At 59.2% G+C, this 25,428-nt stretch carries 20 protein-coding genes; 6 read left to right on the top strand and 14 right to left on the bottom strand.

All coding sequences use genetic code 11. From position 1 onward, the window contains the following. Position 1 precedes the first annotated feature (1 nt). Positions 2 to 1,492 carry an L-piperidine-6-carboxylate dehydrogenase gene (amaB, locus tag ACA071_RS02945; protein ID WP_133839412.1) on the bottom strand — a complete coding sequence of 497 codons (1,491 nt, stop codon included), beginning with the start codon at positions 1,490 to 1,492 and terminating at the stop codon, positions 2 to 4. A 185-nt stretch (positions 1,493 to 1,677) separates the two neighbouring features. Between amaB and ACA071_RS02940 the strand changes: the two genes are divergently transcribed. The 3 genes from ACA071_RS02940 (at position 1,678) to nadE (ending at position 4,880) form a co-directional block, all read left to right on the top strand. Continuing rightward, positions 1,678 to 2,586, top strand: coding sequence for a LysR family transcriptional regulator (locus tag ACA071_RS02940; protein ID WP_497643055.1), 909 nt, complete (start codon positions 1,678 to 1,680; stop codon positions 2,584 to 2,586). A 238-nt stretch (positions 2,587 to 2,824) separates the two neighbouring features. Beyond that, complete coding sequence (pncB, locus tag ACA071_RS02935) at positions 2,825 to 4,048, top strand: nicotinate phosphoribosyltransferase (protein ID WP_497643054.1); 1,224 nt, start codon at positions 2,825 to 2,827, stop codon at positions 4,046 to 4,048. A 4-nt stretch (positions 4,049 to 4,052) separates the two neighbouring features. Further along, positions 4,053 to 4,880 (top strand): NAD(+) synthase, encoded by an 828-nt coding sequence (nadE, locus tag ACA071_RS02930; protein WP_497643053.1) that lies wholly within the window; start codon positions 4,053 to 4,055, stop codon positions 4,878 to 4,880. 201 nt (positions 4,881 to 5,081) lie between these two features. Here the strand turns inward: nadE and azu are convergent, their stop codons facing one another. After that, positions 5,082 to 5,528 carry an azurin gene (gene azu, locus ACA071_RS02925; RefSeq protein WP_213940968.1) on the bottom strand — a complete coding sequence of 149 codons (447 nt, stop codon included), beginning with the start codon at positions 5,526 to 5,528 and terminating at the stop codon, positions 5,082 to 5,084. 343 nt (positions 5,529 to 5,871) lie between these two features. On the opposite strand from azu, the gene ACA071_RS02920 reads away from it, so the two are divergent. Both ACA071_RS02920 and ACA071_RS02915 read left to right on the top strand, forming a co-directional pair. After that, on the top strand, positions 5,872 to 6,459 hold the full coding sequence (locus tag ACA071_RS02920; protein ID WP_497643052.1) for a cytokinin riboside 5'-monophosphate phosphoribohydrolase: 588 nt from the start codon (positions 5,872 to 5,874) through the stop codon (positions 6,457 to 6,459). Positions 6,460 to 6,527: 68 nt separating this feature from the next. Then, complete coding sequence (locus ACA071_RS02915) at positions 6,528 to 6,719, top strand: hypothetical protein (RefSeq protein ID WP_497643051.1); 192 nt, start codon at positions 6,528 to 6,530, stop codon at positions 6,717 to 6,719. 73 nt (positions 6,720 to 6,792) lie between these two features. Here ACA071_RS02915 and ACA071_RS02910 read toward each other — a convergent pair whose 3' ends face one another. The 7 genes from ACA071_RS02910 to ACA071_RS02880 all read right to left on the bottom strand — a co-directional run bounded on the left by ACA071_RS02910 (position 6,793) and on the right by ACA071_RS02880 (position 17,664). Continuing rightward, complete coding sequence (locus ACA071_RS02910; RefSeq protein WP_497643050.1) at positions 6,793 to 7,170, bottom strand: NUDIX hydrolase; 378 nt, start codon at positions 7,168 to 7,170, stop codon at positions 6,793 to 6,795. Positions 7,171 to 7,298: 128 nt separating this feature from the next. Beyond that, positions 7,299 to 8,189 (bottom strand): transglutaminase family protein, encoded by an 891-nt coding sequence (locus ACA071_RS02905; protein WP_497643049.1) that lies wholly within the window; start codon positions 8,187 to 8,189, stop codon positions 7,299 to 7,301. Next, the gene (locus ACA071_RS02900; protein ID WP_497643048.1) at positions 8,189 to 10,675 is read right to left on the bottom strand and encodes a circularly permuted type 2 ATP-grasp protein; all 2,487 of its coding nucleotides are present in this window, start codon (positions 10,673 to 10,675) and stop codon (positions 8,189 to 8,191) included. The genes ACA071_RS02905 and ACA071_RS02900 overlap by 1 nt, the downstream gene beginning before the upstream one ends. A gap of 88 nt (positions 10,676 to 10,763) precedes the next feature. Next, entirely contained in the window at positions 10,764 to 14,039 is a 3,276-nt protein-coding gene (locus ACA071_RS02895; RefSeq protein WP_497643047.1) for a transglutaminase family protein, read from the bottom strand. 175 nt (positions 14,040 to 14,214) lie between these two features. Beyond that, entirely contained in the window at positions 14,215 to 14,733 is a 519-nt protein-coding gene (locus ACA071_RS02890) for a hypothetical protein (RefSeq protein ID WP_497643046.1), read from the bottom strand. A gap of 227 nt (positions 14,734 to 14,960) precedes the next feature. Beyond that, positions 14,961 to 17,264 carry a YgiQ family radical SAM protein gene (locus ACA071_RS02885; protein WP_497645261.1) on the bottom strand — a complete coding sequence of 768 codons (2,304 nt, stop codon included), beginning with the start codon at positions 17,262 to 17,264 and terminating at the stop codon, positions 14,961 to 14,963. A gap of 253 nt (positions 17,265 to 17,517) precedes the next feature. After that, complete coding sequence (locus tag ACA071_RS02880) at positions 17,518 to 17,664, bottom strand: hypothetical protein (RefSeq protein WP_497643045.1); 147 nt, start codon at positions 17,662 to 17,664, stop codon at positions 17,518 to 17,520. Between the two features lie 29 nt (positions 17,665 to 17,693). On the opposite strand from ACA071_RS02880, the gene ACA071_RS02875 reads away from it, so the two are divergent. Further along, positions 17,694 to 21,566, top strand: coding sequence for a dermonecrotic toxin domain-containing protein (locus ACA071_RS02875; RefSeq protein WP_497643044.1), 3,873 nt, complete (start codon positions 17,694 to 17,696; stop codon positions 21,564 to 21,566). Positions 21,567 to 21,595: 29 nt separating this feature from the next. Here the strand turns inward: ACA071_RS02875 and dnaB are convergent, their stop codons facing one another. The 5 genes from dnaB to rpsF form a co-directional block, all read right to left on the bottom strand. Beyond that, positions 21,596 to 22,990 (bottom strand): replicative DNA helicase, encoded by a 1,395-nt coding sequence (gene dnaB / locus ACA071_RS02870; protein WP_497643043.1) that lies wholly within the window; start codon positions 22,988 to 22,990, stop codon positions 21,596 to 21,598. Positions 22,991 to 23,110: 120 nt separating this feature from the next. Beyond that, the gene (gene rplI / locus ACA071_RS02865) at positions 23,111 to 23,557 is read right to left on the bottom strand and encodes a 50S ribosomal protein L9 (protein WP_054044100.1); all 447 of its coding nucleotides are present in this window, start codon (positions 23,555 to 23,557) and stop codon (positions 23,111 to 23,113) included. Positions 23,558 to 23,576: 19 nt separating this feature from the next. Then, positions 23,577 to 24,470 carry a hypothetical protein gene (locus ACA071_RS02860; protein ID WP_497643042.1) on the bottom strand — a complete coding sequence of 298 codons (894 nt, stop codon included), beginning with the start codon at positions 24,468 to 24,470 and terminating at the stop codon, positions 23,577 to 23,579. 34 nt (positions 24,471 to 24,504) lie between these two features. After that, positions 24,505 to 24,735, bottom strand: coding sequence for a 30S ribosomal protein S18 (gene rpsR / locus ACA071_RS02855; protein WP_002551829.1), 231 nt, complete (start codon positions 24,733 to 24,735; stop codon positions 24,505 to 24,507). A 28-nt stretch (positions 24,736 to 24,763) separates the two neighbouring features. Then, the gene (gene rpsF, locus ACA071_RS02850; protein ID WP_003217491.1) at positions 24,764 to 25,186 is read right to left on the bottom strand and encodes a 30S ribosomal protein S6; all 423 of its coding nucleotides are present in this window, start codon (positions 25,184 to 25,186) and stop codon (positions 24,764 to 24,766) included. Positions 25,187 to 25,428: the final 242 nt, after the last annotated feature.

Raw genomic sequence — 25,428 nt, 5'->3', positions numbered from 1 at the left:
ATCAGTCGAACGTAATACCCTGAGCCAACGGCAACTCCAGCGAATAGTTCACGGTGTTGGTCTGGCGACGCATGTAGGCGCGCCATGCATCGGAGCCCGACTCACGACCACCGCCGGTTTCCTTTTCGCCACCAAACGCCCCGCCGATTTCCGCGCCGCTCGGGCCGATGTTGACGTTGGCGATGCCGCAGTCGCTGCCCACGTCCGACATAAACTGCTCGGCTTCACGCACGTCGGTGGTGAAGATGCACGAAGACAGGCCTTGTGGCACGGCGTTGTTCAGGCGCATCGCTTCGTTGAAATCGGTGTAACCGACCACGTAGAGGATCGGCGCGAAGGTTTCGCTGCACACCACGTCGCTTTGCTCCGGCATCTCAACGATGGCCGGCGAAACGTAGTAGGCATTGGGGAATTTATCTTCCAGCTGACGCTTGCCGCCAAACACCCGGCCGCCTTCGCTCAAGGCTTGTTCCAGCGCTTCCTGCATGTTTTCGAAGCTGTTTTTGTCGATCAGCGGGCCGATCAGGTTGCCTTCCAGCGGGTTGCCGATACGGACCTTGGCGTACGCCGCCTTCAGGCGGGTGACGATTTCTTCTTTCACCGATTCGTGGGCAATCAAGCGACGCAGAGTGGTACAACGCTGACCGGCAGTGCCGACGGCGCTGAACAGGATCGCGCGAACGGCCATGTCCAGGTCGGCACTTGGGCCGAGGATCATCGCGTTGTTGCCGCCCAGTTCCAGAATGCTGCGGGCGAAGCGTGCGGCGATTTTCGGCGCCACTTCGCGGCCCATGCGGGTGCTGCCGGTAGCGCTGATCAGCGCAACACGCGGGTCATCGACCAGCGCTTCGCCGGCATCGCGGCCGCCGATGATCACTTGGCTCAGGTGCGGAGGTGCGTCGCTGAAGTTCTTCAGGACGCGGTCGAACAGCGCCTGGCAGGCCAGCGCGGTCAGCGGGGTTTTTTCCGACGGTTTCCAGATCACCGGGTTGCCGCAGACCAGCGCCAGCGCGGTGTTCCAGGCCCAAACGGCGACCGGGAAGTTGAACGCGCTGATCACGCCGACAACGCCCAGCGGGTGCCAGGTTTCGCGCATATGGTGGCCAGGACGCTCGGAAGCGATGGTCAAACCGTACAGTTGGCGGGACAGACCGACGGCGAAGTCGCAGATGTCGATCATTTCCTGAACTTCGCCCAGGCCTTCCTGGGTGATCTTGCCGGCTTCCCAGGAAACCAGCTCACCAAGATCAGCTTTATATTCACGCAGGATGTCGCCCAGTTGGCGCACCAGTTCGCCACGGCGCGGTGCCGGGACCTTGCGCCACAACTCGAACGCATGATCTGCGCGACTGATGTGTTGCTCGACTTCGGCAGCGCCTTCCCAGTTCACGGCAGCAATCTGGCTGCCATCGATCGGCGAATGCACCGGCACTTTGCCGTTCTGGTACAGGGCCGGGTTCACACCAAGACGATCAAGCAATGCGGCAACCATGGGTCACTCCTCAAGCAGAAAACAGAAATCGTGCAGCCGGAAAATCACGGCTGATCAGGCCTGTAGTTGTAGCGCCACTGAGACGAGCCAACAAACGACCATTAAGCGAGATATCATTCCGTTTATTCATGCTTCGCATCAGCCGGTAAAAGAAAAGCATAGAGCAACAAGAAAAAGGACCACCCATGCTGAATAAACGCTACTTGCCGTCGATCACCGCCCTGCAGTGTTTCGAGGCCGTGACCCGGCATTTGAGTTTCACCCGGGCCGCCGAAGAGCTGAACCTGACCCAGAGCGCCGTCAGCAAACAGGTCGCGCAACTCGAAGAATTGCTGCAGCACCTGCTGTTCCGGCGGGTGCGCCGACGCCTGCAAATGACCCCGGCTGGCGATTTGTACTTGGTGGAAGTGCGAAAAATCCTCACCCAGGTGGAGATGTCGACCCATTACCTGCGTTCCTACGGCGGTGACACCGAAGTCTTGCGCGTCTCCACGCCGCCCACCTTCGGCGCACGCTGGCTGGTGCCACGCCTGAAAGGCTGGCGCCTGCGCCATCCGTCGATTCACCTCGATCTGTGCAGTGAACAAGAAGCCGACGACCTGCTGCAGGGCCGCAGCGACCTGGCGTTCTACTTCGGCCAAGGCTCGCGGCCCGGCACCGAAAGCCTGAAGCTGTTTGGCGAAGAACTCGTGCCGGTCTGCGCACCGGGCAGCCTGCCGGACACGCCATTCACCGACCCGACGCAACTCGCCGACCTGGTCCTGCTGCAAAACGCCTCCCGGCCCCAAGCCTGGCACGACTGGTTCGACAGCCAGGGCTACCACACCGAACACAGCTATCACGGCCCGCGCTTCGAAACCTTTTATATGTGCATCCGCGCAGCACAAGTTGGCTGCGGCGTGGCCTTGCTGCCGCGGTTTCTGGTGGAAGAGGAGTTGGCCGACGGAAAACTGGTTATTCCGTGGAAACATGCGATGCCCAGCAGCGACGCGTATTACCTGGCGTATCCGGAGCATTCGGCGGAAGTGCCTAAGGTGCGGGATTTTGTGAAGTGGATGTTGGAGCAGATCGACAATCCCACGCTGATCGAATAGCCGCCCCTGTAGGAGCTGGTAGGAGCTGTCGAGTGAAACGAGGCTGCGATCTTTGACCTTTAAAAAAGCAAAATCAAAAGATCGCAGCCTCGTTTCACTCGACAGCTCCTACAAAAGCAATTCGCTCTAAAGTAAAAATCGCTGGCAATCACGGCCACGGATATGCGCCACTACCCCCATTCATTGAAACAGCTGAAACGTCGCGACCACGGGCCGCGGCCAGCCTGGAGATTCCCTTATGAGCGAGAGCGTATTCGGCGATCGCATCGTGCAGAACCTGCTCGACACCGACTTCTACAAACTGACGATGATGCAGGCGGTGCTGCACAACTACCCTAACGTCGAAGTCGAATGGGAGTTTCGTTGCCGTAACAGTGAGGATTTGCGCCCGTACCTGGCGGAGATCCGTTACCAGATCGAGCGCCTGGCCGAGTTGAGCCTGAGTGCCGATCAGTTGAGTTTCCTGGAGCGCATTAGCTTCATGAAGCCGGACTTCCTGCGCTTTCTCGGGTTGTTCCGCTTCAATCTGCGTTATGTCCATACCGGCATCGAAAACGGTGAACTGTTCATCCGTCTGCGCGGGCCGTGGCTGCATGTGATTCTGTTCGAAGTGCCGATGCTGGCGATTGTCAGCGAAGTGCGTAACCGCTATCGCTACCGCGAGGTCGTGCTGGAGCAGGCACGTGAGCAGCTCTATCGCAAGTTCGACTGGCTGACCGCCAACGCCAGCAGCGACGAATTGTCGGAGTTGCAGGTCGCTGATTTCGGCACACGCCGGCGTTTTTCCTACCGGGTGCAGGAAGAAGTGGTGAACGTGCTCAAGCACGATTTCCCCGGACGTTTCGTCGGCACCAGCAACGTGCACCTGTCCCGCGAACTGGATATGAAGCCCCTGGGCACCATGGCCCATGAGTGGATCATGGCCCATCAGCAACTCGGCCCACGGTTGATCGACAGCCAGATTGCCGCCCTCGATTGCTGGGTCCGCGAATATCGCGGTTTGTTGGGGATCGCCCTGACCGACTGCATCACCACCGATGCCTTCCTCGGTGATTTCGACCTGTATTTCGCCAAGCTCTTCGACGGCTTGCGCCACGACTCCGGGGATCCGGTGCTCTGGGCGGAAAAATCCATCGCCCACTACCACAAGCTCGGCATCGACCCGATGAGCAAGACACTGGTGTTCTCCGACAGCCTGACGCTGCCCAAGTCCCTGGAAATATTCCGTGCGTTGCGCGGTCGGATCAATGTCAGTTTCGGCATCGGCACCAACCTGACCTGTGACATTCCGGGTGTTGAACCGATGAGCATCGTGCTTAAAATGACCGCCTGCAACGGCCAACCGGTGGCGAAGATCTCCGACGAGCCTGGCAAGACTCACTGCAAAGACCCGAATTTCGTCGCCTATTTGCGACACGTTTTCAAAGTCCCTGCCCTATCCAGCATTTCCAGCAAGGAGTGAATTCATGCAAGCCGAACAGCGTGAGATTGCTGAACAGCTCAAGGTCCAGCCGCCGTTCGCCGACCAGGCCGCCCTCGAGGCTGAAGTCGCCCGGCGGATTACCTTTATCCAGGATTGCCTGCTCAATTCCGGGCTCAAGACCCTGGTGCTGGGCATCAGTGGCGGCGTCGATTCCCTGACGGCCGGCCTGCTGGCCCAGCGCGCCATGCGCGAATTACGCGAGCGTACCGGCGAGGCCGCCTACAAGTTCATCGCCGTGCGCCTGCCGTACGAAACGCAGTTCGATGAACACGACGCCCAGGCCTCGGTGGACTTCATCGCCCCGGACGAGCGCCACACCGTAAACATCGGCCCCGCGGTCAAATCCCTGGCCAGTGAAGTCGCGGCCTTCGAAGGCAAGCACGCCGTTTCGGTGGATTTCGTGTTGGGCAACACCAAGGCGCGGATGCGCATGGTCGCCCAGTACACCATCGCCGGCGCGGCCCATGGCCTGGTGATCGGTACTGACCACGCAGCGGAAGCGGTGATGGGTTTCTTCACCAAGTTCGGTGATGGCGCCTGCGACCTGGCACCGTTGAGCGGTCTGGTGAAAAATCAGGTCCGGGCGATTGCTCGTAGCTTCGGTGCGCCGGAATCGCTGGTGGAGAAAATCCCGACTGCCGATCTCGAAGACCTGTCGCCGGGTAAACCGGACGAAGCGTCTCATGGCGTGACGTATACCGAGATTGATGCGTTCCTGCACGGCGAGCCGGTGCGGGAGGAAGCGTTCAAGATCATTTGTGATACGTACAAGAAGACACATCACAAGCGGATGATGCCGTTTGCGCCTTGAGTCCTTCCCGGAGGAGCTTGTAGGACTGTAGGAGCTGTCGAGTGAAACGAGGCTGCGATCTTTTGATCTTGCTTTTTAAAAACAGAATCAAAAGATCGCAGCCTCGTTTCACTCGACAGCTCCTACAGGGATTTGCGTTGACTCATGAATCAGCCAAAAAAAGCGTCCCAAGTGGACGCTTTTTTTATGCGTGCAATTCGATTACTTCAGGGTAACCGTGCCTTTCATCATCGAGATGTGGCCCGGGAACGAGCAGAAGAAGCCGTACTTCTCGGCAGCGTCGAGTTTCGACACATCGAAAGTCACCGAGTCGGTCTCCTTGGCACCAATGATTTTGGTGTGGGCGATGATGCGTGCGTCGCCTTCCGGCAGGTAGTTCTTGTCGATGCCCGCGGCCAGGCCAGCGGTGGCGATTGGCTGCATGTCAGCCTCTTTGCTCAGCACCCAGTTATGGCCCATGACGTTTTTCGGCAGGCTGCCGGAGTGGGTCAGCTCGACGGTGAAGGTTTTGCAGCTCTTGTCGATTTCAATGGCCTTGCTGTTGAAGGACATTTGGTCTGTGGAGTCGATGGTGGTCTTGCACTCGGCAGCCATCAATTGGCTGCTGGCCAGCGTCAGCAGGGATACCGCAACAAGTTTGGCAAACATGGTGAATCTCCAAGGCAGGGTTAACGAAAACGCGAATGGACAGAAGACTGCCTGAAAACTTCGCAAGTTCCTATGACCTGAATCAAAAATTGTATACAACTTTCGGGCTATGACACTCATCGAAACAATCTAACAGCCAGGCGTCTGGTCCGGCCCTATCCTCAGGTCGTCATCCCTTATCTGGAGCGCCTGTCATGTCCATCAACAGCTTTTTGTGCAGTTTGCTCGCCGCCTATGCCTGTGGCGCCAGCGGTACCTACGAGACACCCAAACGCGAGGTTTAATCCTTGGAGCGACGCTTGCCTGCCTTTACTCTGTGGCCATCCTGACCCTGGAGTAAGGCATGTCTATCGCGTCCGTTTGTGTATTTTGCGGTGCCAGTACTGGCACCAACCCGGCTTATCGTGAAGCGGCTGTCGCCTTGGGGCGAGCACTGGCCGAGCGCAAGCTGACCCTGGTCTATGGCGGCGGCGCCGTCGGGCTGATGGGAATCGTCGCCGATGCCGCACTGGCCGCGGGCGGTGAAGTGATCGGGATCATCCCGCAAAGCCTCAAAGATAAGGAAATCGGCCACAGCGGCCTGACGCGTCTGGAAGTGGTCGACGGCATGCATGCGCGCAAGGCGCGGATGGCTGAACTCAGCGATGCGTTTATCGCGTTGCCCGGCGGCCTCGGCACACTGGAAGAACTGTTCGAAGTCTGGACCTGGGGCCAGCTCGGCTACCACGGCAAACCGCTCGGTTTGCTCGAAGTAAACGGTTTCTATGGCCAATTGACCGCTTTTCTTGATCATATCGTCGGCGAAGGCTTCGTTCGCGAACCACACCGTGACATGCTGCAAGTGAGCGAATCGCCGCAAACCCTGATCGATGCTCTGGACGCCTGGCAACCCTCGATCCTGCCAAAATGGGCCGAGCAAAAACCCAGCTAACGGCTAGGCACCGATACAAGGCAGAATATGCGCCGCTCAACCTCACCTTCGACCCCAGAGGATCGCCCATGGCTAAACCTAATTATTCCTTCGCCAAACGTCAGAGAGACTTGGCCAAGGAGCAGAAGAAAGAGGAAAAGCTTCAGCGCAAGAAAGCTACAGCTGAAGAAGAAGCAGCAGCACTGAACCCGGATGCAGAAGGTGAAGTGGCGGCAGAAGATGCTATTGAAGCACCGAAAGATCAGGCGCCCGACGCCTGAGACCCTCAGGGCCCGATGATCTGATCAGGCTCACCGGATCTGTGTCCAGGGTCAGCAGCCTTGCTGCTGACCCTCACAGGCCCAACGCTTTGTTAATCGATTCGCGATAGCCCTTGGGCAAGTTGGCCGGCAAATGCGCCGGATCAAACAGCCCGATCTCCTTGTGTTCATGACTTACTTTCGGCACAAAACCGCCCAGCAACTGGCAGCGGTAAGTTGAGATGAACACGTGTTTGCCGGGGATCACCTCGAACAGATACGAATCCAGCGGTACTCCCACCTCCACTGCAACGTCCAGTTCCTCGGCAATTTCTCGTGCCAGGCAGTCTGGCGCTGTCTCGCCGAGTTCAATCCGCCCGCCGGGCAATTCCCATTCGTCGCGCTCGTTAAGCATCAGCACGACCAGGCCTTCGGGGGATTGCAGGACGCCTTTGATTGAAACCGGGAACATCGGAATTCTCCTTCAATATGATCGTTCCCACGCTCTGCGTGGGAATGCAGCCCGGGACGCTCCGCGTCCCAAAGCGGACGCAGAGCGTCCAGTGAGGCATTCCCACGCAGAGCGTGGGAACGATCTACCTAGTCCAGCGGCATCACCGTCACCCGAACCTCCGGGTCATGGTTGCCACCGCCAAGAATCACCCCACGCAGCGGCGACACATCGGAAAAATCCCGGCCCCATGCCAGCGTGATGTGTTCCAGCGCCGGTTGCACATTGTTGGTCGGGTCAAAATCCACCCAGCCCAGCACCGGGCAAAACACCGAGACCCAGGCATGGGACGCATCGGCGCCGATCATCCGTGGTTGCCCCGGTGGAGGCTGAGTCAGCAGGTAACCGCTGATATACCGCGCCGCCAAACCGCGCGAGCGCACACACGCGAGCATCAAGTGCGCAAAGTCCTGACAGACCCCGCGCCGACGCTCCAGCACTTCCACCAAGGGCGTAGCCACCTGGGTCGCCTCGGCGTCGAAGGTGAACTCGCTGAAAATCTTCTCCATCAACGCCTGGACACCCAGTAACAACGGCCGGCCCGGTGGAAAGCAGCTTTCCGAGAACTCGACAAAGTTGCGCTTCAAATGCACGTACGGCGATTCGAAACGATAACGACAGGCTTCCAGCAGCTCCGGTGAAAGCGGCTGGCTGCTGTAGGTCAACGCATTGCGAGTTTCTTCCCAGGCCGGCGATTGAGTGAAATCCAGAATTGGCCGGGCCAGTACTTCGACAGTAAGTTCGGCATTCACCAGCAATTCATCGTGAGGCCGCTCGAACGCCAAGCGGGTCAGCGGATTACCGAATACGTCCAGTTCGTCCCGACGGGTCGTCGGGTCCGGGCTGATCAACAACGCCTGCGCGGTGCAGCGCTGCCAGGTACAGGCGCGCGGCCACAGGTGCGCCAGTTGCTGAGCCAGGGACACCGGGCTGTCGTAGTGATAATGGGTGTCGTGGAAAATCTGGTAACGGGCATTCATCAGACGGACACCGTGCGCTGGCTGACATCATCGACATGGGCGAAATGACGCAAGGCCAAACGATCCGAGACCTGGCCACTGGCATCGGCGATCTCTTGCAGCAGATCGGCCAAGCCCTCGATAGCCGCATGGACGCTGGCCTCACCAAACAACGAGTTCTCCAGACAACCCAAATCGAAATGCATCAAACGCTCCACCAGTTGCGGCAGCCCAGCCTCTCGCGGAGCACCGAAATCGTCGTTCAAGCGCTTCAAGGTCCGGGTGACCAGTTTCAACTGGAACAGCACCGCATGCGGGTTCTGTTCATCCAGGAGCAACAGGTCGAGCACCGGTATTAACTGCGCAACCGCCAGGTAGCGCGAGCGGTAGGTGATGCTGCTGTTGCCCAATTCCAGCAACCATTCCAGCCCGGCTTGATCGAAGGCGCCAGCACCACGCAGAAACGCCGCGAGGCTGCCGCTGAGAAACTGCAGTCGCTCGATCCGCCGGCCGATCATCAGGAAGCGCCAGCCTTCGTCCCGGGTCATGTCGTCCAGGGCAAAACCGGACAGCGCCGCCAACGACATCACCAAGCGGTTGAGGAAATCCAGCAACTCGCCGAAATCCGGTTCTTCGGTCTCAAGCTCGATGGCTTCGCGCTGCAACTCCACCAGCGCCTGCCAGTTTTCCCGCGAGAGCTTGCCGCGCACTTGCGAGGCCGCCCACTGCAAACGTTGCAGGTTGGAACGCAGGCTGAACGGCCAGTCATCACCGAGCAACGCCGCCAGCAAGCGTTCCGGCAACTCGCCTTCGTCGGGCAACAGGTTCAGCCGCTCACCGAGATCGACCGCCGCTTCCAGCGCTTGCGGGTCGTCGCCATCGACATAGCGCGCCAGCATGATCCGCAGCAGCCGCGCGCTGTCATCGCAGCGTTCACAGTAACGCCCGAACCAGAAAAGGTTCTCGACCACCCGCGACGGCAGATACGGATCGCGCCGCACCAGATCGTGGACGCCGATGGCGCGCTGGGTTTTCCATTGTTCACCGCTGGGGGCTCGCTCGCCGAGTACCCACGTGTCCTTGCTCGCGCCACCGCGCTGCATCGACACCACTTCGGCGTCGGCCTCGGCCGCCACCCGGGTCAAGCCGCCGGGCAACACCCGATAGCCATCGCGACTCGCCACCGCATATACACGCATGCCGATGGCCCGAGGTTGCAGATGGCCATCTTCGGCTTGCCAGATTGGTGCCTGGGACAGTTGCGCCAGTTCTTGCGCGACATAAGCATAAGGACGCGCCTGCATGCGTTCCGCCAGCGCTTTACGCTGTTTTTCACTCAAATCCCGGCCAAACACCGGTGCAAAGCTCTGGGACGGAAATGCTGGTTTGATCAGCAATTCAGGCAATTTTTCCAGGGCTTGCGCGAGCACCGGCGCTTCACCGCACCACCAGGTGGCGATGGACGGCAGGATCAGTTCTTCACCAAACAGGAATTGATTGATCCTTGGCAGGAAGCCCAGCAGGCCCGGCGACTCCAGTACGCCGCTGCCCAAGGCATTCGCCACCAGCACCCGACCTTGGCGCACGGCTTCCAGCAACCCAGGCACACCGAGGGCCGAGTCGGTACGCAGCTCCAGCGGATCGCAGAAATCATCGTCGAGCCGACGCATGATCGCGTGGACCCGGCGCAGACCGCTCAGGGTTTTCAGGTAGACGGTGGCGTCGCGAACCGTCAGGTCGCCGCCCTCCACCAGTGGATAACCGAGCTGGCGCGCCAGGTACAAATGTTCGAAATAGCTTTCGTTGAATCGTCCCGGCGTCAACAGCACCACCAGCGGCGCTTCATCGTCACACGGTGCCTGGCGGGCCAACGTTTCCTGCAAGGTGCGGAAAAACCCGGCCAGGTGCTGCACCTTCAAATCCCGGTACAACTCGGGGAAGGCCCGGGACACGATGGTACGGTTTTCCAACGCATAGCCGGCACCGGACGGCGCCTGGGTCCGGTCAGCGGTGACCCACCAACGACCGTCAGGGGTGCGTGCCAGATCCACGGCGTATAGATGCAGAAAAGCCCCGTCAGGCGGAGCTATCCCCTGGCAAGGCCAGAGGAAGTTGTTGTGCCCGAACACCAGCTCGGCCGGCAGCAGGCCTTCAGCGATCAAACGCTGCGGACCATAAAGATCCGCCAGCACCGCGTTGAGCAAGCGCGCCCGCTGGGCAATCCCGGCGGACAATTGCTGCCACTCATCGGCAGCAATCACATGGGGCAACAGGTCCAGTTCCCACGGACGATCGGCACCCTTGGGATCGGCATAGACGTTGTAAGTCACGCCGTTTTCCTGGATCTGCCGAGTCAGCAAAGCCTGGCGCTGCACCAGTTGCGCCGGGGTGCTGCGTTGCAATTGGTCGAACAGCCGACGCCAGTGCGGGCGCACCGCGCCGCTGTCATCGAGCAGTTCATGGTAAGTGCCCGCCGTCAGCGGGTAGCGGTCAAGCAGGTCAGGCATGGAAAGCTCGGCAGACAGCAAAGAACGGTCAGACTAACGCAGGCTCATGACGCTCGGATATACGAAAAATCCGAGCGTCGCGTAGGGCTTAGAAACGTCGCAAATCGAGTGTCATCGGCAGTTCGTCGTTAATCGTCACGTTCGGTATAGGAAGTTTCCCAGGGGTGTGTCCGATTCGGAAGAATCGCGCCATGCGCCGGCTCTCTGCTTCATTGGCGTTCACCGGCAAGCTGTCATAGTTGCGCCCACCCGGATGGGCGACATGGTACTGACAGCCACCCAGAGAGCGTTCCATCCAGGTGTCGAGCAAGTCGAACACCAGCGGCGCGTGGACCGGGATGGTCGGTTGCAGGCAGTTGGACGGTTGCCAGGCGCGGAACCGCACGCCCGCGACAAATTCGCCAACCCGGCCGGTCGGTTGCAACGGCACCGGGATGCCGTTGCAGGTCAGCAGATAGCGTTGCGGCGCCAGTCCCGTGACTTTGACCTGCAAACGCTCCAGGGACGAATCCACATAACGCACCGTGCCGCCGACCGCGCCCTCCTCGCCCAGCACATGCCAAGGCTCCAGGGCCTGACGCACTTCCAGCTCGATACCACTGACAGCGTAGTCGCCGACCTTGGGGAAACGAAACTCCAGATGCGCGGCAAACCACTCCGCCCGCACCGGATAACCGGCAGCATTCAGATCGACGATGACGTCGGCGAAATCCTGCTCGATAAAGTGCGGTAACAGGAAACGATCGTGCAACTCGGTACCCCAGCGCGCCAGTTTCGGCGGCGCATAAGGTTCACGCCAGAACCGCGCCACCAGCGCCCGCAGCAACAACTGCTGGGCCAGGCTCATGCGCGCATGGGGCGGCATTTCAAATGCTCGCAACTCCAGCAAGCCGAGTCGCCCGGTGGCGCCATCCGGCGAATAGAGTTTGTCGATGCAAAACTCGGCGCGGTGGGTGTTGCCCGTCACGTCGATCAGCAGGTTGCGCAGCAGTCGATCCACCAGCCACGGCGCGCACTCCTCCCCCGGTTTCGGCATCTGGGCGAAGGCGATTTCCAGCTCATACAACGAGTCATTACGCGCCTCGTCCACCCGTGGTGCCTGGGACGTCGGGCCGATGAACAGTCCGGAAAACAGGTAGGACAAGGACGGGTGGTTATGCCAGTAACTGATCAGGCTGCGCAGCAAGTCCGGACGGCGCAGGAACGGTGAGTCAGCCGGTGTCGCGCCACCCAGTACGAAATGGTTGCCGCCACCGGTGCCAGTGTGGCGGCCGTCAATCATGAATTTCTCGGTGGTCAGCCGAGTCTGGCGCGCTTCTTCGTAAAGAAATTCGGTGCGTTCAACCAGCTCATCCCAAGTGGCGGATGGCTGCACGTTAACCTCGATCACGCCCGGATCCGGGGTGATGCGGAAGTTACTCAGGCGCGGATCGCTCGGCGGTTCATAGCCTTCCAGCAACACCGGGCAATGCAATTCCTCAGCGGTGGCCTCGATGGCAGTGACCAGTTCCAGGTAATCCTCGACCCGCTCCAGCGGCGGCATGAACAGGTACAACCGGCCGTCCCGCGCTTCGGCGCAGAATGCGGTGCGGGTCAGCCAGTCGGCGGATTCGTCGACCTCAATTTCCCGTTCAACCGCTTCAGCCGGCGTGCCTGGACTGTTCAACTGCTGAGTATCTGGAAGCGCCGGGAATTCCTGGTTCGGATCGTTAGGGTAGATGAATGGATACTCCGCCGCCTTCACCCAAGGCTGCGACCCCAGCGGCAAACGATAACCCAGCGGCGAATCCCCCGGCACCAACCGGCAGTGTTCATCGCGCAGGTACCAGCGACCGCTCTGCCATTGATCACCCTTGGCGGTGCGCGCCAGCGGCAGGACCTGGCCAATGACCTTGTCCAGCCCTTGGCTGAAGACTTTGCGCAGTCGCGCCCGCTCTAACGGTTCTTCCAGGCGTGAGTCTTCGGCGCTGACGTTCTGCGGCAAAGCGCCTTCGCGCCAGAGGTAATAGAAATTATCTTCGTAGGCCGGGAACACAAAGCGTGTCGGAATTTTCAAGCGCTCGGCAACACTCGCCAGAAAACGCCCGGCCAGTTCGCCATCGGCGCCGTAGTCTTCCTGCTCGTCGGCGATCAGCGCGCTGTTGTGCCAGATCGGCACGCCGTCACGACGCCAATAGCAATTCAGCGACCAACGCGGCAATTGCTCGCCCGGATACCACTTGCCCTGGCCGAAATGCACCAGGCCTTTGGGCGCGTAATGCTTACGCATGCGCTGGAACAGTTCGGCGGACAGGCGACGCTTGTCCGGGCCGAGGGCCGCGGTGTTCCACTCGGCGCCGTCGGGGTCATCGATGGAAACGAAGGTCGGCTCGCCGCCCATGGTCAGGCGTACGTCGCCTTCCAGCAGGTCGGCATCGATTTGCCGGCCCAGCGCCTGGATCGCCAGCCACTGGTCTTCGGTGTAGGGCTTTGTGACCCGTGGTGCTTCCCAAATCCGCTCCACGGACATTTCGTGGGTGAATTCGCACTCGCACGGCTCTACCAAGCCACTGATCGGTGCCGCAGAGCCCGGATCGGGACTGCACGCCAACGGAATGTGTCCTTCACCGGCAAACAGCCCTGAGGTCGCGTCCAGGCCGATCCAGCCGGCACCGGGCAAGTAGACCTCGCACCAGGCGTGCAAATCGGTGAAGTCCACCTCTGTGCCCGAAGGGCCATCGAGGCTTTTGACGTCGGCGGTCAGCTGGATCAGGTAACCGGAGACGAAACGCGCCGCCAGCCCGAGGTTGCGCAGCAATTGCACCAGCAGCCACGCCGAGTCGCGGCAGGAACCGGAGGCGTGTTCCAGGGTGTGTTCGGGGGTCTGGACGCCGGGCTCCATGCGGATCAGGTAGCCGATGTCTTCACTCAGGCGCTGGTTGAGGGCGACGAGGAAATCCACGCTGGGCAGCGGCGTGCGGTCGATGCCGTCCAGATAGGCCTTGAACTTTGGCGTCAGGGGCAAGGTTTCCAGGTACGGCGCCAGCTCCTTGCGCTCGTCGGCGGCATAGGTGAACGGGATCTTTTCCGCGTAGGGCTCAAGGAAGAAATCGAAGGGATTGAACACCGCCATTTCTGCCAGCAGGTCGACTTCGATCCGCAGCTCATCGGTTTTTTCCGGGAACACCAACCGCGCCAGGTAATTGCCCTGAGGGTCCTGTTGCCAGTTGATGAAGTGCTGCTCGGGCGAGACTTTCAGCGCATAGGACAAAATCCGCGTGCGACTGTGGGCTGCCGGGCGCAGGCGAACGATCTGCGGACCGAGCTCGACAGCGCGGTCGTAGCGGTAATGCGTGACGTGATGCAATGCGACATGAATCGACACGGCGTGCCTCCTGCGAGCCTTAAGCGTATTTGAAAGCGCGCAAGACTTATGCCACCCAGCAGCGCTGGCGCTTTCACAGATTTGCTAAGGGCAGTACAGCACCAAAATCGGGCGATGCGGGAATTTGGTTTGGGCCAGGTGCACGCAAATGTAGCAAGCCGCTACCGCGTGAGCCTCAAAGGGTGTGCTTCAGGCTCGCTTCCAGCCGCTTGATCCGCTGACGGATGCGAGCGCCCACCTGCAGCACCTTGATCCCACGCTGGTAACGACGCGTGCTCATCAAGTACAGACCGATCAGCGACGGCACAGCCGCTATCCAGACAAACCCCATATGATTCGCCTCGACCATCACCAGCAACGTGATCGACAGACAGCACACCAGCATCGTGAACAACCCCCAGACCGCCTTGGGGTAACCGCGAATCAGCGCGATGAAACACAGGCACATCACCAGACACCCGCCGAACATGGCGAAGAGGACGTACTCCATCATCGGGTAGTCATGTGGAAAAAATGCCGTTCCGAACACCGAGCCGGTCAATGACATGGCAAAAATCGTCATCATCATGACCGCCACATGAATCCATCCGTAGCGCCGCACATACGGTTGCCAGGCCAGCCAGTGGGCGAACTTCAGTTGCATGAGTTTGTCGGCGGCGGTGTGTGGCGCGGGGGATTTCTTGCGGCGGGACACGGTGTTCTTCCTTGAAGTTGAAAAGCTGCAACCTGATCGTTCCCACGCTCCTGCGTCTGATCGTTCCCACGCTCTGCGTGGGAATGCAGCCCGTGACGCTCCGCGTCACTGGACGCGGAGCGTCCCTAGAGGCGTTCCCACGCAGAGCGTGGGAACGATCAGTAGATCAGCAACAATCAGCAAAACGCCAACCCGAAGGTTGGCGTTTTGTTATCAGCGGTCAGCGCTTAGCGCGGTACAACCGGCTTACGCGCAGGCTTTGGCCCCTTGCCTTTGGCCGCGTCCTTGCGATCCTTCGCAGCCTGCTGGTTGCGGGCGAACGCCGCAGCCTTGGCCTGTTCACGCTTGTCCCACGGGTTGCCACCATCGCTGGCACGCGGCGGCAGGCCGGTGTGCTGGGTCAGGATCTTGGTGGTCTTCTCCCCCGCCACTTTATGGCTGCCAGCCGGCGTCGAGTTCTTGCGACGGGCGCTCTGGTAGCTGTCGGTGGCCGGCTGATGCAACGGGATCAACTGGGTTTTGCCCGGCCCGATCAGGTCGGCACGGCCCATGCGGGTCAGCGCTTCACGCAGCATCGGCCAGCCTTTCGGGTCGTGATAACGCAAGAACGCTTTGTGCAGACGACGCTGCTCTTCGCTCTTGACGATGGTGACCGCGTCGCTCTTGTAAGTGACCTTACGCAGCGGGTTCTTGCCCGAGTGGTACATCGCGGTGGCGGTGGCCATCGGCGACGGGTAGAACGCCTGCACCTGGTCGGCCCTGAAGCCGTTGCCCTTGAGCCACAGGGCCAGGTTCATCATGTCTTCGTCGGTGGTGCCCGGGTGAGCGGCAATGAAGTACGGAATCAGGTACTGCTCTTTCCCGGCTTCCTTGGAGTACTTCTCGAACATGCGCTTGAACTTGTCATAGCTGCCGATGCCCGGTTTCATCATCTGGTTGAGCGGACCTTCCTCGGTGTGTTCCGGGGCGATCTTCAGGTAACCACCGACGTGGTGGGTCACCAGCTCTTTGACGTATTCCGGCGACTCGACCGCGAGGTCGTAGCGCAGGCCGGAAGCGATCAGGATCTTCTTCACTCCCGGCAAGGCACGAGCGCTGCGATACAGCTGAATCAACGACGAGTGGTCGGTGTTCAGGTTCGGGCAGATGCCTGGGAACACGCACGATGGCTTGCGGCACGCAGATTCGATTTCCGGGCTCTTGCAGGCGATGCGGTACATGTTCGCGGTCGGGCCACCGAGGTCGGAAATGACGCCGGTGAAGCCTGGGACCTTGTCGCGGATCTCTTCGATTTCGCGAATGATCGACTCTTCGGAACGGTTCTGAATGATCCGGCCTTCGTGCTCGGTGATCGAGCAGAAAGTGCAGCCGCCGAAGCAGCCACGCATGATGTTCACCGAGAAGCGGATCATGTCGTAGGCAGGAATCTTTTCCTTGCCGTATGCCGGGTGCGGAATCCGTGCGTAAGGCATGCCGAACACGTAGTCCATTTCTTCGGTGGTCATCGGAATCGGCGGCGGGTTGAACCAGACGTCGACTTCGCCGTGCTTCTGCACCAGCGCACGGGCGTTGCCCGGGTTGGTTTCCAGGTGAAGCACGCGGTTGGCGTGAGCATAAAGAACGGCGTCGCCACGGACTTTCTCAACCGATGGCAGGCGAATCACGGTCTTGTCGCGGGTCATCTTCGGGCTGGCCAGAATCTGAACGACTTTGGCTTCTTCCGGATCTTCAAGCGGACCCTTTTCCTGCTCGATGGCGCAGGCCTGGGTGTCCTGGGTGTTTACGTACGGGTTGATGATCTTGTCGACCTTACCCGGACGATCGATGCGCGTGGAATCGACTTCGTACCAGTCTTTCGGCGTATCACGACGGATGAACGCGGTGCCGCGCACGTCGGTGATGTCTTCGATCTTGTGACCGTAGGACAGACGCTGGGCAACTTCGACAATCGCACGTTCGGCGTTGCCGTACAGCAGGATGTCGGCGCTGGCATCGATCAGGATCGAGTTGCGCACCCGGTCCTGCCAGTAATCGTAGTGGGCGATGCGGCGCAGGGAAGCTTCGATGCCACCGAGGACGATCGGCACGTTTTTGTAGGCTTCCTTGCAGCGCTGGCTGTAGACCAGGCTCGCGCGATCCGGACGTTTGCCCGCCAAGCCACCGGGGGTGTAGGCGTCGTCGGAACGGATTTTCTTGTCGGCGGTGTAGCGGTTGATCATCGAGTCCATGTTGCCGGCCGCGACACCGAAGAACAGATTCGGCTCGCCGAGCTTCATGAAGTCGTCTTTGGACTGCCAGTTCGGCTGGGCAATGATCCCGACGCGGAAGCCCTGGGACTCCAGCAGCCGGCCGATGATCGCCATGCCGAACGACGGATGGTCAACGTACGCATCACCGGTGACGATGATGATGTCGCAGGAATCCCAGCCGAGCTGATCCATCTCCTCCCTGCTCATGGGCAGGAATGGCGCTGGCCCGAAACATTCGGCCCAGTACTTGGGATAGTCAAATAACGGCTTGGCTGCTTGCATCATGTCGATAACCGGCGTTGGCTTTCATTGAATTTCGCGGGCGCGGAATATAGCACAAAAAATAACCAATTCCGACGACAATGGTCGGCTTTTACCTTCAACCTGATTTACCCAGTGGCCTGCACGGCATTTTTTGCCGACCACATGGCACTACATAGTGATTCCTCGAAAAAAAATCCCGTGGGTAGTCTGGTGCTTCGACCATCAGGCCCGCTCAATTGAGCCACGGAGCAATCATTGAAAGACTCGACACCTATTCAACCGGCCCCCATCGCAACAGCAACAGCAACACCAACACCAACACCAACACCAACACCAACACCAACACCAACACCAACACCAACACCAACACCAACACCAACACCAACACCAACACCAACACCGTCCCCCGCTCACGCACGCTTCATCAAGGACCAACTGCCCCTCTGGTTGAAGCAGGCTTCACCTGAGCTGCGCAGTGCCTTTCGCACCAGTCTGCTGGCAAGCAATCAATCCAGGCATGAGCTCGCCGCACTCTTCAAGGCGCTAAAAAGCCCGCTCGACTTCGCGCGGCCCCTGCTGAAAGCAAAATTGACAGGTGATCTGGCGTTGCTGGACCCGGATAAATCTACATTGGTGCACGAGTGGAAAAACCACCATTTGTTCGGGCTGATAAAAACCCATCAGAAAACCACCGAACATACGCTTCTGGAAGCCGCCCTGCAGAACTTCGAAGAAGCCGAATCCCTGGACGATGGTTTTGAAGCAGGCTCCGGACTCTACGTGTCCGGGCTCGCCAACGGCAACATGAGCAGCGTCGGCCCGGAACGCTTCGCCAAACTCTGTCGCGACATGGACATCGGCCAGCTCTATCGCCAACACATCAGCGAGGTGCTCAAACCACCCGCCACCAAGGACGACACCGCAAAACACCCGGAAACCCTGCTCAAGCCGCATGAACAAAACACCTTTGAGGTGGCCATTCACACGGCGCGGATGCAGAAGGTGATCTCTCAAGACCTCTACAATCTGTTGCTCGAACTGCTTCGCAAAGGACAGCACGATGATTTGAGCTGCTCACACCTGAAAATCAACGCGGTGGTGTTGCCCGGCATTCTGGTCATCGGCGACAAACGTTTCGACCGCTATCAAGTGCTCTACATTCCAGAAGACCCGATCAGCCCTATCCAACGATACCCCTCATTCGACGACCTCAAGGTGAAGCTGGCGGAGAAACTGGTTTCCCCGCCGTATCTGAAATTCTTTCAACGCTTCGTGCCCTCTCGGCACGAAGGGGAAACGTTCACCCTAGGCGCCGACGGGGCGGGCTCCTCCCCTCCAGGCAAGCCCTACATCGTCGAGCCGGTGGTTCGCGCCCGGATTGCTGGCGATGTCTTCGACGCCATCGTCGACCAACGTATCGCCAAGATCAAAAATGATGCGGGCGCCCTGGTCGTCTCCACGGCGGACGCCGACGCCACCAGCAGAATGAAGAGGCACCAGCGTTACGAAGAGGCAGGGCTGACGCTGCTAATGCTTGCTGTCTCCTTTTTACCCGTGGTGGGCGAGGTTTTGTTGGTGATGACTGCCGGCCAGTTGATCGGTACGGTCTATCACGGCCTGGCCGCCTGGAGCCGCGGCGACAGTGATGAAGCCTTGAACGATTTGCTGGACGTTGCCGACAACGCAATCCTGGCGGGCGTCACGGCCGGCGCGGTGAAAACCGTGGGTTTCACGGCCGGGCTAGTCAACGTCAAGTTACGCGATGGTCGTCTGCGATTATGGAACAGCGACCTGAGCGCTTATCGTCAGGCACCCGACCTGCCCACCACCCTGCGCCCCAACGCCCAAGGGCTATATGAGCACAACGAAAAAACCTGGCTGGCACTGGACGAGCATTTCTACGAGGTTAAAAACGTCACCTCCGGCGACCCATGGCAACTGCAACATCCTTCGGATCCCGAGGCCCACACCCCAAACTTGCAGCACAACGGCGCAGGTGCCTGGCGCCTGATGCACGAGGACCCGCAAACCTGGGATGGGCTGAAGCTGATCAAGCGACTGGGGCCTGTCGCCTCAAGCATTCGTGAAGAAGCCGTTGAGTCGATTCTGCTGGTCAGCGGGTTGGGAAAAACGGCGCTACGCGAACTCCACCTGAAGGCTCAGCAGCCACCCGCCTCTCTGATCGATACGGTCAAACGCTTTGGCCTGGAGCAGGAACTCAGAGACTTCAACCTGGAGCGCGCCGAAGGCAAGACGCCAACCCCGCACTCACCGCTCATCCAAATGCACCTGCTCGCCACACTGCCCGAGTGGCCAAAGACTCGGATGCTCAAGGTCGTCGATGATCAAGGGAAAGCGCTCCTCAGCTATGGCGAGCTCGCGAAGGCAACGTTACCGGAACTCAAAATAACCGAAACCCGACTCAGAAATGGTGAGCTGCTGAACACTGTTTTAAGTACGTTGGCGCCTGACGAGTTCAACGGGCTGTTGAAAGACGCCGAACCCTCCTTGCTCAGCAATACCAGACGCCTGGCCCTGCGACTTGCCGAGCAAGCCCCGGCCCGGAAAAGTGAGCTGCTTTCCAAGCTATACACCTTCACCGAACGCCCGGAAACGCCGTTACAACAACACATTCAGCAAGTGATTCCTTCCCTGCCGAAAAGCTACCTGCAGCAGTTAGCCACTAGCGTCGACGCCCAGGAACACACGAGGATACTGCGCGAAAAAAGCCTGTTGTCACTCATGCACAACGAAGCGGCCCAGTATCTCGAAGAAACAGCCGTAGCCCGGACATGCGAGGGCTTGTACCTCGATTGCGTAGACGCCCCGAGCAGCGACCCACTGGCCCTGGCCTGCCTTGAACAACTGCCGGGCTGGTCACCTTCGGTGCGAATCGAAATGCACGACACGACCCTGAACGGGACATTGCTGGCCAGCGCCGGTAGCGACACTGCGGTCAATCGCCGCGTCCTGGTGCGGACGGGTACGAAGTACACGGCCTACGATGCAGCGGGCAGCCTGCTAAACGGCCGGAGCGACCTCTATACTTCGATCCAGAAGGCCCTGCCTGCCACCGAACGCCGCGCCTTGGCCAGCGATGAAGGAACTTGGCCGGTCCGCATAAAAAACGCGATCCACAACGGCATTGAGCGCCTGCTTGGGCAACCCTTGGCCATTCGCCGGGGCACAGCGACATCGCCAACAGAAGCCACGAACCCGGGCTTTGCCCTTGACGTGAATTTCGCCCGACCAGAAACACCGAAGGGCCTGTCGCTGCGCCCTGACGGAATTCATGAGCAAAGCCCCTCCAAAAGCGGCCTGTTCACCTACTACATTCTGGAAAACAATCGGTACTACCAGGTCGAGAACGCCAGGCCGGGCTGGCGAGTGATCGATGCGCGCAGCCCCTACCGCGCGTACAAACCCTTCGTGCGGCAAAAGACCGGAGGTGGCTGGGAAATCGATACCGACAGTGGGCTGCCGGGCGGCACACCGGGCGGTAACACACCGTCAAAACACCTTGCAGTGCCGCAGGAAACCAGCAGCAGCTATTTAAGCGCCACGGAATACAACGTTTCCGAGCCGTTCACTGCGGTCGAGCGTGATCGCATGTCCGGCATCAAATCTTACCAACATGGCCTTAACAGGCTGATCGGTTTTGATCGTGCCAACAACGGCCGTTATCCCCTGAGGGACCTGCAAGGGAAACCGCTGCGCATCAAAAAAATCCAGTCTCAAGCTAAATCCAGGCACAGCGACAGGCGCTATGAGGGTGCAGTCATCAAGCCTTACATCCAATGGGAGAATTTCGAAGGCGTCGCCAACCTGTACGAAGAGAAACTGGAGATCCGCAAGTTCACTGCCGCCGACTGCAAGGTGCCGGAAGAAAAGGCGTTGATCGGGCAAGACATGGTGACCTGCAAAAAGCCGCTGACCAAAGGAGAGATTCTTGGCGTGTATGGCGGAGGGCTGATTCCGGCTTATGTCGGCGCCGTCAGAAAAGACCCGTTTCTCATTGACGTAGAACCCAAAAGCCATTTCCTCAGCGTCAAACGCCATGGCGTTCTCCTGTCCGGCGACAATGTTCTGTCTCGAATCAACACGGTCTTCGAGTATGAACAGGGCAAACCGGCCAGGCAGGCTAAAACGGGTTACAACGTGGAAGCCGTGTCGTTCGATGTGGAGGTTCAAACGTCGGACGGACGCAAGCAAAACTACCTGCTATATGGGTTCTTTGCCATCGACGACATTGCCGTCGACAACGAACTACGCTGGGACTATGGCTATACCGAGGAAGCGATCAAAGCCTTGTTCCCCTGAAGCAAGTATCCATCGACGCCGCCAGAGGGTTAATCGTCGTCGAAGTTATAGCTGCCCGGCGCAAGGTTCTCGAAGCGGGTGTACTTACCGATGAACGCCAGTCGCGACGTGCCGATCGGGCCGTTCCGCTGTTTACCGATGATGATCTCGGCAATGCCTTTGTGCTCGGTTTCCGGGTGATAAACCTCATCCCGGTACACGAACATGATGACGTCGGCATCCTGCTCGATCGCTCCGGATTCCCGGAGGTCGGAGTTGATCGGGCGTTTGTTCGGGCGTTGTTCCAGGGAGCGGTTGAGCTGGGACAGCGCCACCACCGGGCAGTTGAATTCCTTGGCCAGGGCTTTCAAGGAACGGGAGATTTCGGAAATCTCGTTGGTCCGGTTGTCGCCGCCGGAACCTGGAATCTGCATCAATTGCAGGTAGTCGATCATGATCAGGGCGACATCGCCGTGCTCGCGCACCAGGCGTCGGGTCCGCGCACGCATTTCCGAGGGGCTGATACCGGCCGTATCGTCGATGAACAGCTTGCGATCATTGAGCAAGTTGACCGCCGAGGTCAGGCGCGGCCAATCGTCGTCATCCAGGCGACCGGCACGGACCTTGGTCTGGTCGATCCGCCCGAGGGACGACAACATACGCATGATCAGCGATTCGCCTGGCATCTCCAGCGAGTAAACCAGAACGCACTTGTCGCTGCGCAACACGGCGTTTTCCACCAGGTTCATCGCAAAGGTGGTTTTACCCATGGAAGGACGGCCGGCGACGATGATCAGGTCGGACGGCTGCAGGCCGCTGGTCATCCCGTCGAGGTCGGTGTAACCGGTGGACAGGCCGGTAATGGCATTGTCAGTGTTGAACAGGGTGTCAATGCGATCGATGGCCTTGGTCAGCAGGTCATTCACGCTCACCGGGCCGCCGGTTTTTGGCCGGGCCTCGGCGATCTGGAAGATCTGCCGTTCGGCTTCGTCGAGAATCTCTTCAGCGGTGCGGCCTTCCGGGTTGAAGGCGCTGTCGGCAATTTCGGAGGCAATGCCGATCAGTTGGCGCAAGGTCGCTCGCGCACGAACGATCTGGGCATAGGCCTTGATGTTGGCGACGGACGGCGTGTTTTTCGCCAGTTCGCCGAGGTAACCGAGGCCGCCGACTTGCGAAGTTTGCCCTTCCTTGTCCAATTGCTCGGCCAGGGTCACGACGTCGATTGGCGAGTTCATGTCCGCCAGTTTGGCGATCGCACGGAAGATCAGGCGGTGGTCATGTCGATAGAAATCGCCATCCGACACTTGATCGAGCACGCGTTCCCAAGCGTTGTTGTCCAGCATCAAACCACCGAGCACAGCCTGTTCGGCCTCGATGGAGTGCGGCGGCACCTTTAGGGACGCGGTTTGCAGATCATATTGCTCGGGAGCGGAGATATCGTTCATGGCCACTTGAATAGTTGTGAAAATCAGGAACTGCAGAAAGACAAAGGGCACGACCTGTAAACAGGATCGTGCCCGATGTTAACCGTCTGACGGACAAGCCGCCAGCCGATCAAGTGCTGCTTAAGCTGCTACCACGACAACGCGTACGGTGGCTTCAACTTCGGCGTGCAGGTGCACGGCTACGTCGAATTCGCCTACGTTGCGGATAGTGCCGTTCGGCAGACGAACTTCGCTTTTTGCCACTTCAACGCCAGAGGCGGTCAGTGCATCAGCGATGTCGTGAGTACCGATCGAACCGAACAGCTTGCCTTCGTCACCAGCGGTGGCAGTGATAGTCACTTCCAGCTCAGCCAGTTGGGCGGCGCGGTTTTCAGCCGAAGTTTTACGGTCTGCTGCGGCTTTTTCCAGCTCAGCGCGACGCTCTTCGAACGCAGCCACGTTGGCAGCGGTCGCAGCGGTAGCTTTGCCGTAAGGCAGCAGGTAGTTACGACCGTAACCAGCCTTAACGTTCACTTTGTCACCCAGGTTGCCCAGGTTGGTGACTTTTTCCAGAAGGATCAGTTGCATGTGAAAATCCTCTTAACTTTTAACCTTCACCGTTCGCGTTATCGGCGTCTTTCGGCGCCAGACGACCGCGAAAATCAATCAGGCTGTCGACGATGGCCAAGACCACCAGCAACGGATAGATCAGTTGCATGAACAGCAACAGCGTTACGTACAACCCCACCAGCCAGAATCTGCCCAGTCGCTTTTGCGCCACCAGCCCGTGAATCAGGGCCAGTCCGGCGAACACCAGCGGTACACTGCACAACGGCGTCAACATCGCTAACTGAGAACCGAAGTTCGGCCCCAGCAGCATGAACGCCAGCAGTAACATCGCCAGCCCCAGCGGGAATCGGATGGCGCGAAACTCGCGACCAAAACCACCCGGGTTGTACAACAACGCCTGCCAGTAGCGCCCGACAAGCAGGCTCAGCACACTGACGATTTGCAACAAGGCCGCAATCAGGCCGGTCAGGACTGGTGCAATCAGGGACGCGAAACGCGCTTGCTCGTCTACCGACAACTTCTGGTAGACATCACCGAGTAGCGACGGCATGACCTTTATCAAGGCCTGCGCCAGCATCTCGATTTGGGGAGCAAAAGCTGTCCCCAGCACCACTGCAAACACCACTCCCATCGCTATGCTGACCAGCAGCACGCGGTTCCAGGACTCGCTTGCGCGCAAAACCAACGCAAGGCTCCAAGACCCCAGCAACACCAGAAGTGCCCGAGGGTCATCGGAGTAAAGCCACCAGGCCAAGGCCGGCAGCAGTCCCAGAGCAAGAACGCCCAGGGCGTCCTTCAATCCGCGCCGCAGGAGCACAAGGCAACCTGCGGCAGCACCCAACCAATACAACAACGGCAATGTGGCGCATCCAGCCACTACAAGAGTGGCCTGCACACGGCCGCGCATGATGAACTCAGCTATGGCGCGCATGCTTTCAATCCTTTGCTACGTCGACTGCCCGGTCTCAGCGGCCGTGGCTGTCGGTGTAGGCCAGCAGGGCCAGGAAGCGGGCGCGCTTGATAGCGGTGGCCAGCTGACGCTGATAACGAGCTTTGGTACCGGTGATACGGCTTGGAACGATTTTGCCGGTCTCGGATACGTATGCTTTCAGGGTGTTGAGATCTTTGTAATCGATCTCTTTCACGTCTTCAGCGGTGAAGCGGCAGAATTTACGACGACGGAAGAAACGTGCCATGTAATAGGCTCCTCAAAAGGTCCGTGGATTACTCGTCAGCGTTATCGCTGTTGTCGCTGTCATCACTATCAGCGCTTTCAGCGCCTTCGTGCTCAGGACGGTCGCGACGCTCACGGCGCTCACTGCGGTTTTCTTCAGCCTTGAGCATCTCGGATTGGCCGGTAACGGCTTCTTCGCGACGGATGACCAGGTTACGGATCACTGCATCGTTGTAGCGGAAGTTGTCTTCCAGCTCGGCCAGGGCCTTGCCAGTGCATTCAACGTTCAGCATCACGTAGTGAGCCTTGTGAACATTGTTGATTGCGTAGGCCAGTTGACGACGGCCCCAATCTTCCAGACGGTGGATTTTGCCGCCGTCTTCTTCGATCAGCTTGGTGTAACGCTCTACCATGCCGCCGACTTGCTCGCTTTGATCCGGGTGGACCAAAAAGATGATTTCGTAATGACGCATGAATGCTCCTTACGGGTTGTAGCCTGCCGTTCAAAAACGGTCAGACAAGGAGTGAATGACACTTATGGACTTGCTTGCGATAGACACATGCGTGCCTGCCGTCACAGCAAGGGGCGCAATTGTAGAGAAGGGATAGAAGAGGTGCAAGGCAATTGGTGATTATTTGAACAGTTCGTTCGGCCACGCTTTTTTGCTACACCACAAACCACTGTGGGAGCGAGCTTGCTCGCGATGAGGGCATA

It is taken from the genome of Pseudomonas sp. LBUM1646 (assembly GCF_059716165.1).
This window is presented reverse-complemented; position numbering and strand designations above follow the sequence as displayed.